17 protein-coding genes are annotated in these 15,726 nt (G+C 55.4%); 8 read left to right on the top strand and 9 right to left on the bottom strand.

Annotated features, from left to right (window positions below; all coding sequences use genetic code 11):
• Positions 1-160: 160 nt before the first annotated feature.
• Together DD597_RS14770 and ptrB are read left to right on the top strand one after the other, a co-directional pair.
• The gene (locus tag DD597_RS14770) at positions 161-811 is read left to right on the top strand and encodes a tellurite resistance TerB family protein (RefSeq protein WP_032609515.1); all 651 of its coding nucleotides are present in this window, start codon (positions 161-163) and stop codon (positions 809-811) included.
• A gap of 75 nt (positions 812-886) precedes the next feature.
• Positions 887-2,962, top strand: a complete 2,076-nt coding sequence (ptrB, locus tag DD597_RS14765) for an oligopeptidase B (RefSeq protein WP_023314339.1) — start codon at positions 887-889, stop codon at positions 2,960-2,962.
• Here the strand turns inward: ptrB and exoX are convergent.
• The 3 genes from exoX to DD597_RS14750 all read right to left on the bottom strand — a co-directional run bounded on the left by exoX (position 2,944) and on the right by DD597_RS14750 (position 4,623).
• Positions 2,944-3,606: an exodeoxyribonuclease X gene (exoX, locus tag DD597_RS14760; protein ID WP_015570288.1), complete on the bottom strand. Its 663-nt coding sequence runs from the start codon at positions 3,604-3,606 to the stop codon at positions 2,944-2,946. The genes ptrB and exoX overlap by 19 nt on opposite strands.
• A gap of 24 nt (positions 3,607-3,630) precedes the next feature.
• On the bottom strand, positions 3,631-4,281 hold the full coding sequence (locus DD597_RS14755) for a carbon-nitrogen hydrolase family protein (protein ID WP_003859783.1): 651 nt from the start codon (positions 4,279-4,281) through the stop codon (positions 3,631-3,633).
• 111 nt (positions 4,282-4,392) lie between these two features.
• Positions 4,393-4,623 (bottom strand): DNA polymerase III subunit theta, encoded by a 231-nt coding sequence (locus DD597_RS14750; protein WP_003859784.1) that lies wholly within the window; start codon positions 4,621-4,623, stop codon positions 4,393-4,395.
• Positions 4,624-4,760: 137 nt separating this feature from the next.
• On the opposite strand from DD597_RS14750, the gene yobA reads away from it, so the two are divergent.
• From yobA to DD597_RS14735, 3 genes are read left to right on the top strand one after another with little or no spacing between them, the layout of a single operon-like run.
• Complete coding sequence (yobA, locus tag DD597_RS14745) at positions 4,761-5,132, top strand: CopC domain-containing protein YobA (protein ID WP_045329847.1); 372 nt, start codon at positions 4,761-4,763, stop codon at positions 5,130-5,132.
• A gap of 1 nt (position 5,133) precedes the next feature.
• Complete coding sequence (gene copD / locus DD597_RS14740; RefSeq protein ID WP_045341063.1) at positions 5,134-6,003, top strand: copper homeostasis membrane protein CopD; 870 nt, start codon at positions 5,134-5,136, stop codon at positions 6,001-6,003.
• Between the two features lie 16 nt (positions 6,004-6,019).
• On the top strand, positions 6,020-6,358 hold the full coding sequence (locus DD597_RS14735) for a YebY family protein (protein WP_003859787.1): 339 nt from the start codon (positions 6,020-6,022) through the stop codon (positions 6,356-6,358).
• A gap of 125 nt (positions 6,359-6,483) precedes the next feature.
• On the opposite strand, the gene DD597_RS14730 is transcribed toward DD597_RS14735, so the two are convergent.
• Positions 6,484-6,681: a hypothetical protein gene (locus DD597_RS14730; RefSeq protein WP_032609507.1), complete on the bottom strand. Its 198-nt coding sequence runs from the start codon at positions 6,679-6,681 to the stop codon at positions 6,484-6,486.
• Between the two features lie 45 nt (positions 6,682-6,726).
• Complete coding sequence (locus DD597_RS14725; RefSeq protein ID WP_129256339.1) at positions 6,727-7,707, bottom strand: VirK/YbjX family protein; 981 nt, start codon at positions 7,705-7,707, stop codon at positions 6,727-6,729.
• A 167-nt stretch (positions 7,708-7,874) separates the two neighbouring features.
• Between DD597_RS14725 and pphA the strand changes: the two genes are divergently transcribed.
• On the top strand, positions 7,875-8,519 hold the full coding sequence (gene pphA / locus DD597_RS14720; protein WP_003859884.1) for a protein-serine/threonine phosphatase: 645 nt from the start codon (positions 7,875-7,877) through the stop codon (positions 8,517-8,519).
• 34 nt (positions 8,520-8,553) lie between these two features.
• Here pphA and DD597_RS14715 read toward each other — a convergent pair whose 3' ends face one another.
• From DD597_RS14715 to yebS, 4 genes are all read right to left on the bottom strand, one after another.
• Positions 8,554-8,793 (bottom strand): YebV family protein, encoded by a 240-nt coding sequence (locus tag DD597_RS14715; RefSeq protein ID WP_003859885.1) that lies wholly within the window; start codon positions 8,791-8,793, stop codon positions 8,554-8,556.
• Between the two features lie 106 nt (positions 8,794-8,899).
• Positions 8,900-10,363 carry a 16S rRNA (cytosine(1407)-C(5))-methyltransferase RsmF gene (gene rsmF / locus DD597_RS14710; protein ID WP_116290929.1) on the bottom strand — a complete coding sequence of 488 codons (1,464 nt, stop codon included), beginning with the start codon at positions 10,361-10,363 and terminating at the stop codon, positions 8,900-8,902.
• Positions 10,364-10,419: 56 nt separating this feature from the next.
• Positions 10,420-13,053 (bottom strand): PqiB family protein, encoded by a 2,634-nt coding sequence (locus tag DD597_RS14705; protein WP_003859888.1) that lies wholly within the window; start codon positions 13,051-13,053, stop codon positions 10,420-10,422.
• Positions 13,022-14,305 carry a membrane integrity lipid transport subunit YebS gene (gene yebS / locus DD597_RS14700; RefSeq protein WP_003859890.1) on the bottom strand — a complete coding sequence of 428 codons (1,284 nt, stop codon included), beginning with the start codon at positions 14,303-14,305 and terminating at the stop codon, positions 13,022-13,024. The genes DD597_RS14705 and yebS overlap by 32 nt, the downstream gene beginning before the upstream one ends.
• 132 nt (positions 14,306-14,437) lie before the next feature.
• On the opposite strand from yebS, the gene DD597_RS14695 reads away from it, so the two are divergent.
• Both DD597_RS14695 and proQ read left to right on the top strand, forming a co-directional pair.
• Positions 14,438-14,935: a GAF domain-containing protein gene (locus DD597_RS14695; RefSeq protein ID WP_006811006.1), complete on the top strand. Its 498-nt coding sequence runs from the start codon at positions 14,438-14,440 to the stop codon at positions 14,933-14,935.
• A gap of 96 nt (positions 14,936-15,031) precedes the next feature.
• On the top strand, positions 15,032-15,718 hold the full coding sequence (proQ, locus tag DD597_RS14690) for an RNA chaperone ProQ (RefSeq protein ID WP_003859895.1): 687 nt from the start codon (positions 15,032-15,034) through the stop codon (positions 15,716-15,718).
• The last annotated feature ends 8 nt before the right edge of the window (positions 15,719-15,726 follow it).

Raw genomic sequence — 15,726 nt, 5'->3', positions numbered from 1 at the left:
TGAAAAAGATGCGGGCAGTATAAACGAAAACGTTTGCGTCTGTCTTGTATGGGGATAACCGGACAAGGGGGAAATTTGCGCTTCTTTAGCACTGACAGACATTTCCTGACACCTGCTCGCTTAGGCTGTGAAGATTACGCACTGTTACGTGAGGAAAAATATGTCAGGCTGGATGAATCAACTGCAATCCCTGTTGGGACAAAAAGGCTCGTCGTCGGGCGAGCAGGGTCTAAGCAAGCTGCTGGTGCCGGGTGCGCTTGGCGGGCTGGCCGGTTTGCTGGTTGCCAATAAATCATCGCGGAAACTGCTTACCAAATACGGTACCGGCGCGCTGCTGGCGGGCGGAGGGGCTATTGCAGGCTCCGTCTTATGGAACAAATACAAAGACAAGGTGCGCAGCGCGCATCAGGATGAACCGCAGTACGGGAAGCAGGTATCGCCGTTAGATTTACGCACCGAGCGCCTGATCCTCGCCCTGGTCTTTGCAGCCAAGAGCGACGGGCATATTGATGCCAGTGAACGTGCCGCAATTGAACAGCAGATGCGGGAAGCGGGCGTTGAGGAGCAGGGCAGGGCGCTGGTGGCGCAGGCCATTGAACAGCCGCTCGATCCGCAGCGTCTGGCGCAAGGCGTGAAAAACGAAGAAGAGGCGCTGGAACTCTATTTTCTGAGCTGTGCCGCCATCGATATCGATCACTTTATGGAGCGCAGCTACCTGAACGCCCTGGGCGATGCGCTGAAGATCCCCCAGGACGTTCGCGAGGGAATTGAGCAGGATATTCAGCAGCAGAAGCAGACTCTCGCGGGCTAGAAGGCCATGTTTCGCTTGCATCATACGCGTGTTTTGCCAACCTTATAGGATGTAAAACGAAAAAGTAAGAATGCCATGCCTCCAAAAGCCCGACGTACTCCTTATGCGATCACCACGCATGGCGATACGCGTATCGATAACTACTACTGGCTGCGGGACGATTCTCGTTCCCGGCCAGAGGTGCTCGACTATCTGCACGAGGAAAACGACTATGGCCGCCAGGTCATGGCCAGCCAGCAGGCGCTTCAGGATCAGCTCCTGAACGAAATGGTGCAGCGTATCCCCCAGCGTGATGTCTCTGCCCCGTGGTGCAAAAACGGTTATCGCTATCGCCATATTTATGAGCCGGGAAACGAATATCCCATCTACCAGCGCCAGTCTGTGCTGAGCGCCGAGTGGGACGAATGGGAGATCTTGCTGGATGCCAACAAACGTGCTGCCCACAGTGAGTTTTATACGCTGGGCGGCATGTCCATTTCCCCCGATAACGCCATTATGGCGCTGGCTGAGGATTACCTCTCCCGCCGCCAGTACGGTTTGCGTTTCCGCAATCTTGAAACGGGAAACTGGTATCCCGAAATGCTGGATAATGTCTCCCCCGATTTCGTCTGGGGTAACGATTCAGAAACGGTCTACTACGTTAAAAAGCATGCCTCAACGCTGCTGCCTTATCAGGTCTGGCGTCATACGGTGGGGACCGATTCCGCCGACGATGAATTAGTCTACGAGGAAAAAGACGAGACGTTCTATGTCAGCCTGCACAAAACGTCGTCTCGCCACTACGTGATCATTTTCCTCTCCAGCGCCACCACTTCAGAAGTGCTGCTGCTGGATGCAGAGCTGCCGGATGCGCAGCCGCTGTGCTTCCTGCCGCGCCGTAAAGATCATGAGTACAGCCTGGATCACTTCCAGCACAGCTTTTACCTGCGTTCGAACCGCGAGGGCAAAAACTTTGGCCTTTATAAAACCAAAGTGCGCGATGAACGCAAATGGGAAGTGTTAATTCCCGCGCGCGATCAGGTGATGCTGGAGGGGTTCACCCTGTTTACCGACTGGCTGGTGGTGGAAGAGCGTCAGCGCGGACTGACCAGTATCCGCCAAATCAACCGCAAAACCCGCGAAGTGGTGGGCATTGCGTTCGATGACCCGGCTTACGTAACGTGGATCGGCTTTAACCCGGAACCGGAATCGTCCCGCCTGCGGTACGGCTATTCGTCGATGACCACCCCGGATACGTTGTTTGAACTGGATATGGACACCGGGCAGCGTCAGGTGATTAAACAGGCTGAGGTCCGGGGTTTTGAGTCGGAAAATTATCGCAGTGAGCACCTGTGGGTGAGCGCACGCGACGGCGTTGAAGTCCCTGTATCGCTCGTCTATCACAAGGCGCACTTCAACAAAGGTAAAAACCCCATCCTCGTCTATGGCTATGGCTCCTATGGATCAAGCATGGACGCCGATTTCAGCAGCAGCAGGCTGAGCCTGCTCGACCGCGGTTTTGTTTATGCGATTGCCCATATTCGCGGGGGCGGCGAACTGGGTCAGCACTGGTATGAAGACGGAAAATTTCTCAAAAAGAAAAATACCTTTAACGACTACCTTGATGTCTGCGATGCGCTGATCGCGCAGGGTTATGGCGATCCGCAGCTCTGCTTTGGCATGGGGGGCAGCGCCGGGGGCATGCTAATGGGCGCCGTGATCAACCAGCGGCCTGAACTGTTTAAAGGCGTTATCGCCCAGGTGCCGTTTGTGGACGTGGTGACGACCATGCTGGATGAGTCCATTCCACTGACCACCGGGGAGTTTGAGGAGTGGGGGAATCCGCAGGATGAAACCTATTATCGCTACATGAAAGAGTACAGCCCGTACGATAACGTCGAGGCGAAAGCCTATCCGCATATGCTGGTGACCACCGGCCTGCACGATTCCCAGGTGCAGTACTGGGAGCCCGCGAAATGGGTGGCGAAGCTGCGTGAGCTGAAAACTGACGATAATCTGCTGCTGCTGTGTACCGATATGGACTCAGGGCACGGAGGGAAATCAGGGCGATTTAAATCATATGAAGGGGTGGCGCTGGAGTACGCCTTTTTGATTGGCCTGGCGCAGGATACGCTGCCAGGCCGGGCGGGGACTCAGGCTTCGCCTAAATAATGCTTCAGCGTCAGGCGCAGTTCCGGGCTCATTCTGTCGAGGTTGTTGTACAGCCAGCGCAGATAGCCCGGATCTTTGTCCGCCACTTCCGATACTGGCTTCCCGCGATATTTACCGAACGTAAAGGTAGTCAGTAGCGCGGGGCGCCCGGTAATGGTCGCCATATCGTCTGGCGTCCAGCCAGAAGTATTCATGATATCAATCAGGAGCGCTGCGGTGATGTAGCAGTCATAGAGGGCACGGTGATGATGCAGCCCTTCCGGCGTCCGCACGCTGAGTTTGCGCGACTTATACAGCGCCATATTGCTGTATTTGATCCCTGGCCACAGACGGCGCGCCAGCTTCATGGTGCAAATCCATTCGCCGGGCATCTCCGGCAGCACGCGGCGGTCAAAGCTGGCGTTATGGGCGACATACCACTGGCTACCGTGGTAAAGAGGGATGATCTCTTCAATCCACGGCTTATCCGCCACCATCGATTCCGTAATGCGATGTATAGCCATCGCCTGCGCACTGATGGGACGATCCGGGCGCACCAGATGGCTCATTGGGTTGACTATCTTTCCGTCAATCACGTCGACAGAAGCGACTTCCACAATTCCACCCTGTAAATCACAGGTTTCGGTATCGATAACGCGCAGCATTGATCGCTCCTGATCCTAAAATGCCTAGCCTAATGGAATGATATCGCCTTGCCAACCCTGTTGGCCTAAAGAACCGGTTAGCAGCAGTTCTCCCTTATCGGCACGTACAATCAGCTGACCTTTTTCATCCCATAACGCGCTACCGCCGCGCGCGTTCGCCATTAATACCGCGATGGCGTACTTGTGCGCGAAGCGTTGTAACGAACCGATCGATTGTCGCCAGCGGTGCTCGCCCACGGCCAGGCTGCTGGTGAACAGCGTTGCCTCCGGGTCCAGTTCCGGGGCGTCAGCCTGGTTATCCACGATGGTTAACCTTTTATCGCCAGGAATAACACCCGCACCGTTGCCCTGCGGATAACGCCGGATGGTCGACAGGTTAGGGGTGAAAAGCGCGAGTCCTTTCTGGCGCTGGCCGTGTTGCTGGAGCGTAATACCAGCAATCACCGTGATGAAACGTGACTGGGCGGCGTGAAGGAGGGGGGCAAGCTGCAAATCGTCAGGAGGTGGGGGTAAGGATGTTCCGCCTGGGCCGGTAAGCGAAAGCTCCGGAAAGACGATCAAATCGCACCCATGCCAGGCAGCTTCGGCAATAAAGTGCAGGTGATGTTTTACGTGCTCATCAACACAGTTGTGCCGCGGGGCATACTGAGCCGCGGCAATATTCCATCGTGACATCGTGACTTCCTTATACACTAAGTCGCTGGGATTTTAAGATTACACCTAAATTTATCAGGGTTTTCTTATCCTGCCACATAACGCGTAAGGAAGTGTAACGAGACGTTAAGCTTATTTAACTTTAGGTTCGTACGGCAGGCGCGAGAGATTGACGGAGGCGAGGCGATGCGCAATGAGACGTTCGCGAAACCAGTCGCGCAGATGTGCGGGTTGTTCACGCTCTACCACTTCAGCTACGACGGGCATGTTGTAACGCTCTTTGAATGCGACACCCGCGGCGGCGAGATCGACATTCACTTTGTCCATCTCGTCCTGAGGAAGGGCGGCCAGGTTAACGTTCATTTCCTTCTCCTTTTTCTGCGGCGGCAACGTTACCGCGATTGTTCAACGATGACAAGGGAGCAAAGGATGTTCCTCGACTCGTTAATTATACAGAGTTATTCTTTAGCATTCAGGCATAACGAAAAGGAATGATTGTGATGCACTTTACCCCTTCCCGCGTCGCGTGCGCGCTGGCATTTCTGCTCTCTTCAGCAACCGCGACCTCAGCTCTGGCCCATGCGCATCTTAAGCAGCAATCCCCGCAGGAAAATACCGTTGCGGTGGCACCAGAGGTCATTACCCTGAACTTCTCGGAAGGCATTGAGCCTGCCTTCAGCGGCGTGGTGGTGACGGACGCGCAGCAGCACAAGATCCAGACCGGCGCGGTGAAGCGTGACGAGAAGGATAACGCAAAGCTGATTGTTCCTCTTGAGAAACCGTTGCCGACCGGCACCTACACGGTGGACTGGCACGTGGTCTCCGTGGACGGCCACAAAACCAAGGGCAGCTATCACTTTAGTGTGAAATAGTATGCTGGCCCTGAGCTACGTCGCGTTACGCTTTATCCATTTTGCTGCGCTGATGCTGCTTTTCGGCAACGCGCTTTACAGCGTCTGGTTTGCACCGTCTTCGTTGCAGCGCCTCATGACCCGGCGTTTCCAGCGGCAGCAGAAACTCGCGGCCTTAATCAGCCTGATGGCGGCTCTGCTGATGTTTGGCCTGCAAAGTGGGTTGATGGGCAACGGCTGGGGCGATGTCATTCGTCCGGCGGTCTGGCGCAGCGTGCTGGGAACGCAATTTGGCGGCGTCTGGTTGTGGCAAATGGTGCTGGCCGCTGCGACGGCGGGCGCTGCATGGCTTACCCCGCAAAAAGGCTCACGGCTGTTACTGCTCGTGATGGGGCAGCTGGTGCTGTTGGCGGGCGTGGGACATGCCGCGATGAACGGTGGCGCACCGGGAGCATTGCATCGTCTCAACCATGCGCTTCATCTGCTCTGCGCCGCGACCTGGGTGGGTGGTTTACTGCCGCTGCTGTTTTGTATGCGTCTGGCGAAAGGCCGCTGGCAGCCAGCCGCTATCTTTACCATGATGCGCTTCTCCCGCGTGGGGCATTACGCCGTGGCAGGCGTGCTGCTGACCGGGATAATCAATACGCTCTTTATTGTTGGCATAAACGTGCCGTGGCATGCGCCTTATGTCCAGCTGTTGTTGTTCAAATGTGCGCTGGTCATGATGATGGTGGCAATTGCGCTGGCGAATCGGTATTTTCTTGTGCCACGCTTTCGCCCGGAGGCCGGGCGGGAACAACAGATTTTTATCAGGATGACACAGGCAGAGGTGGTGCTGGGCGCGCTGGTACTGGCGGCCGTCAGCCTGTTCGCGACCTGGGAACCCTTCTGACAAGGTTAAATAACATATGAAAAAGACACTGCTTTCTCTTTTACTTCTCACCTGTGCCAGCAGTGCGCTGGCCGCGCCGCAGGTCATCACCGTCAGCCGGTTTGAAGTGGGCAAGGACAACTGGGCATTTAATCGTGAAGAGGTCATGCTCACCTGCCGTCCCGGTAACGCGCTGTATGTCATCAATCCCAGTACGCTCGTGCAGTATCCGTTAAATGACGTAGCGGAGCAGCAGGTGGCCAGCGGGAAAAGTAACGGACAGCCTGTCAGCGTGATCCAGGTGGATGACCCGGCAAACCCCGGGCAGAAGAAAAGTCTGGCACCGTTTATTGAGCGCGCTGAAAAGCTCTGCTAGCCGTCAGGTTTCCAGTAAAAAAAAACCGCAGGTGCTTGTAAAAGCTCTGCGGTTTTTCACATTTAGTGATGTTCTGACGCTTTTTTTCAGACCACTTTTACTGTGGACTGGAAAACCTGACGTCGTCATCTATTCTTAAAGGGCAAGGCGATTGAGCCTGCATTAATGCCAACTTTTAGCGCACGGCTCTCTCCCAAGAGCCATTTCCCTGGACCGAATACAGGAATCGTATTCGGTCTCTTTTTATCCGCATGAAAATAAACGATAAAATCCGGTTTTCGTCTCAGCAGAAGGTTCACTTCCTGTGCGCCTGCCTCAAACATACCACAACCCGGCAGGCGTAAGTCCAGTCCTTTTTGGCTGTTTTGTTAAATTTTTGTTTGTATTTTGTCTGAGACGACTGCGGGATCAATGCGCGCCTGTACGGAAGCCGCAATATCATCAAGTAACGCAAAGCGGCGACGGTATTCGGCGCGTTTTTTGCTGGCAATCTCCTCCAGTGCTTTACGCTCCATCTGGAGCGGCAACTGCCAGCAGAAGGGGGAGAGTTTCTTTCCGTTCAGGCCTTCCCAGAACTCGTCGTAGCTGGCGTGAAAATGACGGCCTTTGCTCAGACGGTAGCGCAGCGCGCGGAAAACATGGCCTTCATCGCTGACGGCAAAAATCGCGCTGATGTTCGAGCGTGAGGCAAGCTGGAAGATCACCTCCATCAGCACGCGTTTCGGGAAAAGACCATGGCAGGCACGGGTAGCCTGTTTAATCACCTCCCGTGAAACATGACGACGTGGACCCTGAAGGCCGCCGATCACCAGCACCGTACGGCCGTTACTGCGTGCGACACAGAACGTCAGGCTGGCAAGCAGCGTATTGTCATTGTCGTGCAGCCAAAGCGTGCTTTCGCCTTCGCGTTCGGCCTTACCTGCGGACGAGGCGTGGACGGTATAGATTTCGCCGTTTTTTGCCTCGAACCGGACAACCGGCACCTCTTGCGGGCTGGTCAGCGCGTGGGCGAGGGCGATGTTTTTCAGACTATCAATCCACTGATAGTGGCTGACGATAGCATCGGCCCGGTCGTTTGAGTTCAGGCCGCGCATCAGATACTGGCGGTGAGTTTTGCTCGGCAAGGTAATTTGAGAGGTGAGCAGCCTGTCGAAATCATCGCGCCCGGACAGGGCCTCCAGCATGCGATGGGTGGAGGACCAGAATAAAAGCGAGCGCAGAAGGAACTTTAACCGGTAATCACGTTTGTGCCAGATTGGGCCGGGAACGCGTTTTCCTCTCACCAGTTCAGAAATAATATTTGTACGATGCGGATAAAAAACATCGTTTTGCAGGTGTATGTTTGACACGTGAAAATCCCTCTTTTTATTCCGCTCTATTTTAAAGGCCAGGGAATAAGGGATTAATAGCGCAGCGATCTTTATTTCCGGCTGGTTTATGGTTTGTTTGGATTCGCGAAATCCGACGCCAGTTCATGACATTTTCTGTGGCAGCTATACTTCTTACAGGAGGCGTTATGTATCAGAAAATAGAGGGAGAACACTGGCGTCATATCTGGGTTGCCAGCGATATTCATGGTTGCTATCAGTGGCTTATGGATGAGCTGAAACGACGACATTTTAATCCTGATACGGATCTGCTGATCTCGGTGGGGGATATTATCGACCGCGGGCCTGACAGCGTAAAATGTTTACAGCTGATGCAGGAAAACTGGTTTTATGCGGTACGCGGTAATCACGAGCAAATGGCGTTAGATGCGCTTAAAAATAATGATTTTAGTCTCTGGTCGATAAATGGTGGTAACTGGTTTACCGGGCTTAAGGACGCTCAACAAAAACAGGCGAAGGGTTTACTCGACGCGTGTCGGGACTTACCGCACATTATTGAAATAACCTGCAAAAACGGTCTCAACGTGATTGCTCATGCGGATTATCCCTCCGCCGAATATGGCTGGCATAAGCCGGTGGATGCCCAGCGCGTGCTGTGGGATCGCGACCGGTTAATGGGCTTTATGGTGGGCAAAGGGCAGGGCATTAGCGGCGCGGATCACTTCTGGTTTGGACATACGCCTGTGGACAAACGCTACGATTTTAACAATCTGCACTACATTGATACGGGGGCAGTATTCGGGGGCTTTCTGACGCTGGCGCAGCTTCAGTAATAAATAACCCGCCTTCGGGCGGGTTCTCTTTGGGTCAGGCAAGACGCAAGACCCAGGCATCGGTTTTACTGTCGTAATGCTCACGGTACAGAACGGAATGTTCCCCATCAAGGATTGCCGGGACGCTGGTATCTGCATCCCAGGCGTCCAGCTGCATGCACAAATCCGGATCGGATTTGCAGGGAATACTTAACGTTCGTTCGCCTTGTGATTCGCCGCGCAATTCAGCGTCGTCGATTTCAAAAGCGCCAATGCGTACGCTGGTTTTCGTCATAATGCTCTCCGGTTTGTTGCCCAAAATCTGGTATGACCAGTGCAGTCACCCATTTTTGATCCTAGACAAGGAGAGCGAAATCGCCAGTAAAAAAATGCGCTTTTTTTCAGGCGCTGCGGTTGTTACCGGTAAACAGGCGGCCATCGCGTACCAGTTCGCGCGGATAGCTGTTTTTCAGCCGCGAGCCGACTTTTTTCGCCAGCCCCAGCGGATAGCCCTGATACGTCACGATGACTTCATCCTGTGACGGGCCGTCTTCCGGGTAAACGTCACGACCGCGATACCACTCTTCCGCTTCCTGATGCGTCAAGGCAAAGGTGTTCTCACTGCCGGCCAGCGCAATGACCGCTTCGTGCTGCCAGCGATAGCCTTTGTTGTGGATCTCCGCCAGGCGAATACCGAGGCGGGAGAAACGCACCTTACCAATCAGCGGTTCGATGTTGACCGGGAACAGCCACAGCTCTTTGTCACGCATCCAGAGGCGCAGGCTCTCATCCCAGTGCAGGCCGACTTTGCTCGCAGCCGCTTGCGCCTGTGCCGCCTCACGGCCTTTGACCGGCGCGAACGGGAAGTTGCCGACCTTAAACTTAGGGGCAGGCAAGGGATCGACGGCGCGGGTTTTACGCAGACGGGCAACAAAGAAGCCTTCGCAATCGTAAATCTGCGGGAAGACATGCAGGAAGCCTTCAGGCGTGGCCGCATGGCTGGCCGAGTCGAAGAGGGTGTCCAGCGGCAGAAACTGGACGGCATCCACATAGCGTTGCTTGAGCCACAGGCAGACGTCCTCGTTTTCATCACGATTCAGCGTGCAGGTAGAGTAAACCAGCGTCCCGCCTGGGCGCAGGGCATGAAACGCGCTGTCGATCAGTTCGCGCTGCGTGGCGGCGATCTCCAGGTTGCTTTCAACGGACCAGTTTTTTAACGCATCAGGATCTTTACGCACCACGCCTTCGCCGGAGCAGGGCGCGTCGAGCAGGATGGCATCAAAGGCTTCCGGCAGGGCAGCGCCAAACACGCGACCGTCGAAGTGCGTTAACGCGACGTTGTGGATCCCGCAGCGGCTGATATTGGCATGCAGGACTTTAACGCGGCTGGCGGAAAATTCGTTGGCGAGGATCGCGCCGCGGTTGTTCATCCGGGCGGCAATCTGCGTGGTTTTAGAGCCCGGCGCCGCCGCGACATCCATAACCCGCTCAGGCTGGTTCCCGTCGGCAAACAGCGCAGCAACCGGCAGCATGGAGCTGGCTTCCTGAATATAAAACAGCCCGCTCAGGTGCTCGGCGGTGCTGCCGAGCGGCAGGCTCTCCTCGTCATCCCGTTCGATCCAGAAACCCTCTTCACACCACGGCACTGGCGTTAATTGCCAGCCGTAGGGGGAGACGAGATCCAGAAACGCCCCGACGCTGATTTTCAGCGTATTGACGCGAATACTCCGGCGCAAAGGGCGCTGGCATGCGGCGACGAAATCGTCGAAAGAGAGATGAGCTGGAAGCGCCTCGCGCATCTGTGCGAGGAATTGTTCGGGAAGAAATACGGAGTTTTGAGCCACGGGCACACCACAGGGAAACATTCAGGTGCGCAGTGTAACATAAAGGCTCCGGCGCGTTGACACCGGAGCCTGCGAGATTAACGCGGCAGCGCCGTTCCCCATTCGCGCCACTCTTTCGGTTCACTTTCCAGCAGCAGGAAGTGTTTACCTGCCTGCGCCTTAGGCGCCAGAGGCGTGCCAGGCGGCGTCGCGAAGGCAATGCCGCCGCGAATGAACTGATTAAAGGTCCCCGTTTTGACCACGCCACCGGTCAGGCCGAAGTCCAGCGAGTAGCCTGAAGCGAGCCAGAACACCGAGTTGTTGCGAACCAGATGCTGATAACGCTGGCTGATGCGCAGGCCGACCATCACGCGATCGGACAGATTACCCAGCGTCAGGCTTGTTACTGTCCCCACTTCAATGCCGCGGAACAGGACCGGCGTACCGATGCCCAGCGAACCGGCTTCCGGCACTTCAACCACAATGCTCAGACCGTCCAGATAACGGGAGTCGGTGATGGTTGCCTCCTGCAACTCAAATTCACGACGCGCGTTGCCGCGACCCGGTTCAACGTTTATGTACGGCTGAAGTATGGTGTCGAGATGCTCAACCCCTGCGGCAGAAATTTGCGGCGTAACCACCGAGAAGCGCGAGCCTGCCCGGGCGAACGTCTGCACATATTCCGGATAAAGCACGGCGGTCGCCTGAACTTCGTTGCGCGCGGTGATCAGCGTCAGCTTCTGGACCTGCCCGATATCAATGCCGAGATAGCGGATGGGCATGCCTTCAGCCAGTTTACCGGCATCAAAGGTGTGCAGGGTAATCTGCCCCCCGACCGCACGCGCCGCGGTTTCGGACGGGAAGAGGATCCGCTTGTCACCTTTACGCATGTTGCCGCCCGCGCCGCTCAGGTTATCGAAGCTGATCGCACCGCGCAGGGCACGGGAGAGGGGAGACGCCTGTACGGTCAGCCCGCTGCCGTTGAGCTGCACTTTCGCGCCGCCTTCAGCCCAGAACACGCTGTTTGGCGTGAGCAGCTTGCGGTACTCCGGCTTGATATGCAGTTCGATATCAAACGCGTCCGCACGAGGACGAACGGTGATCACTTCCCCGACTTCAAACTTACGATAAAGCACGACGGAGCCTGCCTGGACGTCCGGCAGCGTTTCAGCGCTTAAGGTCAGCGTGGTGGTCGGCAGGTCGCCAAGGCTGTTTTCAATGGCTTTGTCCAGATTGGCGAACAGCGGATAACTCTCGCGCAGCGCACCTTTGCTGCCCGGCAGAATGCGGATCCCGCCGTTAACCCACTCGCTGGCGCTGGCGCCGAGGAACTCAACGCCGTCCAGACCCACCTTCACGTCGACCCGGCTGTTAACCACAAATTTACTGTCGCCGTGAACCAGATTGCTGTACTGCGGATCGATGGCGGCGGAGAAGGAGACCCCTTTTTCTGTCAGCTTACGTTCGAGGACCTGGCCCACCTGCACACCGTGCAGGATCAGCGGTTGCCCGGCTTCGATACCGTAGCTTTCCGGCGCATTCAGCGTAACCGTCAACACGCCCGGTTTTTGCAGCAGGGCTTTATCCGCCGGGGCGATAACAAAGTTTTTGTTCGGCGCGCCTTCACCGGGGATCAGCTCAAAGGTGCTTCCCGTCAGCAGGGAACTGATGCTGGCGTCGCTGAGGGACAGCTTCGGATTACGCAGTTCAATGCGCGTTTTTTCCCGCAGGAGATCCACCACGCTCGGATCCACCGTCATTTCGCCGGTAACGGAGCCGCCCGCATTGAGGGTTAATTTTGTCAGTTGCCCGACCTCTAAACCCTGGTACATCAACGGGGTCGAACCGGCTTTCAGGCCTTTGGCATCCGGCAGGGTCAGCTTGACGATGACGCCGCGCTGGCTGTGCGCCAGGTCGGCGTACAGGCCAAAGGTATCTTCTGCGGCGGCAGGGCTGGAGTCAGCAGGTGAGTCGAAGGCGATAGCGCCATTCACCAGCGCCGCCAGGCTCTCAAGCTTCACTTTCGCACCGCTTAAGCTCAGGTCGGCATCGACGCCGGAGACGTTCCAGAAGCGGCTGCCTTTTTTCACCAGGTTGGTAAAACGGCGCTCGATGAGTACATCAATGGTCACGCCATCTTTGTTCGGGTTAATGGCGTAGTCGTAAACGCGACCAACCGGAATTTTGCGGAAATAGACCAGAGAACCACTGTTCAGCGAGCCCAAATCCGGCGCGCGGAGGTGGATCATCAAATCGCCGTTATTCAGCCGATATTTCGGCTGGGTGTCCAGCGCAACAAAGTGATCCTGTGGCTCGCCTTTGCCGGGCATCATGCCGATATAGTTACCGCCCACAAGCGCATCCAGCCCGGAAACGCCGGCCAGGGAGGCTTTAGGCGTGACCAGCCAGAACTGCGTTTCGGCGCGCAGGGCATCCTGCATATCAGACTTAATGCTCGCCCGGACCTGAATTTTGTTCAGCCCTTTGCCGAGGGAAATATCCTGCACGGTACCCACTTCCACCCCCTGGAAGCGAACGGGGGTACGTCCGGCGACAATGCCGTCCGCAGACTGGAAATCAATCGTGATGGTACTTCCGCGATCTTCATAGCTCGTCCAGATAAGCCAGCCTGCGATCATCAGCGCGATGACAGGTAGCAACCAGAATGGCGAAATGCGGCGTTTTGTTTTAATTCTCGCTTCAGTCGGCGAAGCGGGCGTTTCCTGACTCATGTGCGTCCCAAAGTAAGCGGCTGTCCAGCCATTCCACTGCAAGAATAGTCAATATCACCGCAGAGCCGAAATAAAAAGCTGCGGGTCCCATGGTAAAAGCAAGTAACTGATCGCGATTGATGAGCGACATCATCAGCGAAATCACGAACAGATCCAACATCGACCAGCGACCAATCCAGGTCACGAATCGCAGAAGCAGGATGCGGGTGCGTAGTCCTTGTTCGCATTTAAAGTGAATGCTGATAAGCAGCGTAAACATCACCACCACTTTGGTAAAGGGCACCAGAATACTGGCGATGAAAACAATGGCGGCGACCCCCACGTTACTGTGCGCCAGAGAGATAATCCCTGAAAGGATAGTATCTTCCTGACGGGCGCCGTTCACATAAATTACGGAGATCGGCAGCATGTTGGCCGGGAACAAAAATACCAGGGAGGCGATAAGCGCCGCCCAGCATTTTTGCAGGCTGTTGTTGCGTCGCAATCTTAACGGAATGTGGCAGCGCGGACATCTCCCGCGTTTATCCGGAAAACCGGTGTAATGGCACCCCAGGCAGACGCGCAGGTTGTCATCAGGCCGGGTCGCGGGACGCTGCGGGTAAAATCGCTCCCAAAGCTGTTCAACATTGAGATGAATCAGGGTCAGAATACTCAGCAGGACCAGTGAAATAAACGCAAAAAGGCCAATGCCAGGTTGTAAAAATGCATAATCCTGCACCTTGATAGACGCCACGCCGACGCCCACCAGATAGATGTCCAGCATCACCCACTCCTTGAGCTTTTCCAGCATGAGCAGGACGGGGCGCAGGTTCATCCCCAGTATGTTGCCAAACCACAGGTAGGCAATTGCCGCGACCAGCACCAACGGCGCGCCGACGACGCAGAACAGCACCATGGCGGCCGTAAGCGGATCGCCCTGGCGCGTCATCTGCCAGATCCCCTGCAACACGTTAGCGTCAATACGCACGCCAAGCAGGTAGAGCTTTAACAGCGGCTCGGTCCAGGCGAAGGGCATCAGCAGTAGCATGGTGACCGCCATTGCCGCCAGACGCGTCAATGACCAGTCCCGGCCATCGCGAATTTTGGCATCGCAGCATGGACAAAAAGCACTTTGGTGCGATTTCATCTTCGGCAACATAAAAAGCGTATCGCACTGGGGACAACGCTGATAATGTGCACGGGGCAGAGCCTGGCTTACCGTACGGACAACGATCTTTCGTGTCGGCGTAATTTGGGGTGTTTTTAGGGCCATCAGTCGCACACAGATTAGTATTGTTGAAAGTTATAATAACTCATGAACGGATTCATCTTGAGCATGAGCGCATTTAATGCTTATTTTAATAGGCTATGCGGTAACTATGTAAGATAACTAAGTGATTGAATAATGAACAAAACAGAATTCTACGCGGATCTGAATCGCGATTTTAAGGCATTAATGGCAGGGGAAACCAGTTTCTTAGCCACTCTGGCAAATACCAGTGCGTTACTGTTCGAACGCCTTTCTGACGTGAACTGGGCGGGCTTTTATCTGCTGGAAGGCGACACGCTGGTACTGGGGCCTTTCCAGGGGAAACTCGCCTGCGTGCGTATCCCGGTAGGTCGCGGCGTGTGCGGTACCGCAGTGGCGACCCGTCAGGTTCAGCGTGTCGAAGATGTTCATGCGTTTGACGGCCACATCGCCTGCGATGCCAGCAGCAATTCTGAAATCGTACTGCCGCTGGTGGTTAAAAATCAGATTATTGGCGTTCTGGATATCGACAGCACGGTCTTCAGTCGCTTTACTGCCGAGGATGAGCAGGGGCTGCGCGCGCTGGCCGCAAACCTGGAAAATGTTCTGGCAGAGACCGATTATCATAAATTCTTTGCGAGCGTCGCAGGATAATCAACGGATAACGTAGCATTTACTGATAGCGTCATTATAATGTCGCCTGTTCATGCCTGCGCTTGTTGGCAACGTCCGTTGTAATCAGGAAATTTCATGGAAAATCAACCTAAGTTGAATAGCAGTAAAGAAGTTATCGCATTTCTGGCCGAGCGTTTCCCGCAGTGCTTCAGCGCTGAAGGTGAAGCGCGTCCTCTGAAAGTCGGTATCTTTCAGGATTTGGTCGCGCGCGTTGAGGGGGAGATGAACCTCAGCAAAACGCAGCTTCGTTCTGCCTTGCGCCTTTATACCTCGAGCTGGCGTTACCTGTACGGTATCAAGCCGGGTGCGACCCGTGTCGACCTTGACGGCAACCCGTGCGGTGAGCTGGACGAGCAGCACGTAGAACATGCGCGTAAGCAGCTTGAAGAAGCCAAAGCTCGCGTGCAGGCACAGCGTGCGGAACAGCAGGCGAAAAAACGCGAAGCCGCAGCGGCAAACGGTCAGGAAGACGCCCCTCGTCGCGAGCGTAAACCGCGCCCGGCACCGCGTCGTACTGAAAATAACGATCGCAAACCGCGTGCTGACAAACCAGCAGCTAAAGCCCCACGTGCGCCGCGCGAAGAGCCGCGCCACACCCCGGTTTCTGACATCAATGCGCTGAGCGTAGGTCAGTCTCTGAAGGTGAAAGCGGGTAACAACGCGATGGACGCCACCGTACTGGAAATCACCAAAGATGGCGTTCGTGTACAGCTGACTTCTGGTATGTCAATGATTGTACGCGCAGAACACTTGTTGTTCTGAAACGGAGG

The sequence above is a fragment of the Enterobacter cloacae complex sp. 677-3DZ2D5B genome (genome assembly GCF_004136695.1).
In the GTDB taxonomy this organism is placed as follows: domain Bacteria; phylum Pseudomonadota; class Gammaproteobacteria; order Enterobacterales; family Enterobacteriaceae; genus Enterobacter; species Enterobacter hormaechei_C.
This window is presented reverse-complemented; position numbering and strand designations above follow the sequence as displayed.

Bases quoted from the DNA above. Each gene is read 5' to 3' on its own strand.
- DD597_RS14770 (WP_032609515.1), top strand. From the start codon at position 161: ATGTCAGGCTGGATGAATCAACTGCAATCCCTGTTGGGACAAAAAGGC.
- DD597_RS14755 (WP_003859783.1), bottom strand. From the start codon at position 4,281: ATGTCACGATGGAATATTGCCGCGGCTCAGTATGCCCCGCGGCACAAC.
- DD597_RS14735 (WP_003859787.1), top strand. From the start codon at position 6,020: ATGAAAAAGACACTGCTTTCTCTTTTACTTCTCACCTGTGCCAGCAGT.
- rsmF (WP_116290929.1), bottom strand. From the start codon at position 10,363: ATGTTTCCCTGTGGTGTGCCCGTGGCTCAAAACTCCGTATTTCTTCCC.
- proQ (WP_003859895.1), top strand. From the start codon at position 15,032: ATGGAAAATCAACCTAAGTTGAATAGCAGTAAAGAAGTTATCGCATTT.
- DD597_RS14705 (WP_003859888.1), bottom strand. From the start codon at position 13,053: ATGAGTCAGGAAACGCCCGCTTCGCCGACTGAAGCGAGAATTAAAACA.
- copD (WP_045341063.1), top strand. From the start codon at position 5,134: ATGCTGGCCCTGAGCTACGTCGCGTTACGCTTTATCCATTTTGCTGCG.
- yebS (WP_003859890.1), bottom strand. From the start codon at position 14,305: ATGGCCCTAAAAACACCCCAAATTACGCCGACACGAAAGATCGTTGTC.
- DD597_RS14750 (WP_003859784.1), bottom strand. From the start codon at position 4,623: ATGAACGTTAACCTGGCCGCCCTTCCTCAGGACGAGATGGACAAAGTG.
- yobA (WP_045329847.1), top strand. From the start codon at position 4,761: ATGCACTTTACCCCTTCCCGCGTCGCGTGCGCGCTGGCATTTCTGCTC.
- ptrB (WP_023314339.1), top strand. From the start codon at position 887: ATGCCTCCAAAAGCCCGACGTACTCCTTATGCGATCACCACGCATGGC.
- DD597_RS14730 (WP_032609507.1), bottom strand. From the start codon at position 6,681: ATGTTTGAGGCAGGCGCACAGGAAGTGAACCTTCTGCTGAGACGAAAA.
- DD597_RS14695 (WP_006811006.1), top strand. From the start codon at position 14,438: ATGAACAAAACAGAATTCTACGCGGATCTGAATCGCGATTTTAAGGCA.
- exoX (WP_015570288.1), bottom strand. From the start codon at position 3,606: ATGCTGCGCGTTATCGATACCGAAACCTGTGATTTACAGGGTGGAATT.
- DD597_RS14715 (WP_003859885.1), bottom strand. From the start codon at position 8,793: ATGACGAAAACCAGCGTACGCATTGGCGCTTTTGAAATCGACGACGCT.
- pphA (WP_003859884.1), top strand. From the start codon at position 7,875: ATGTATCAGAAAATAGAGGGAGAACACTGGCGTCATATCTGGGTTGCC.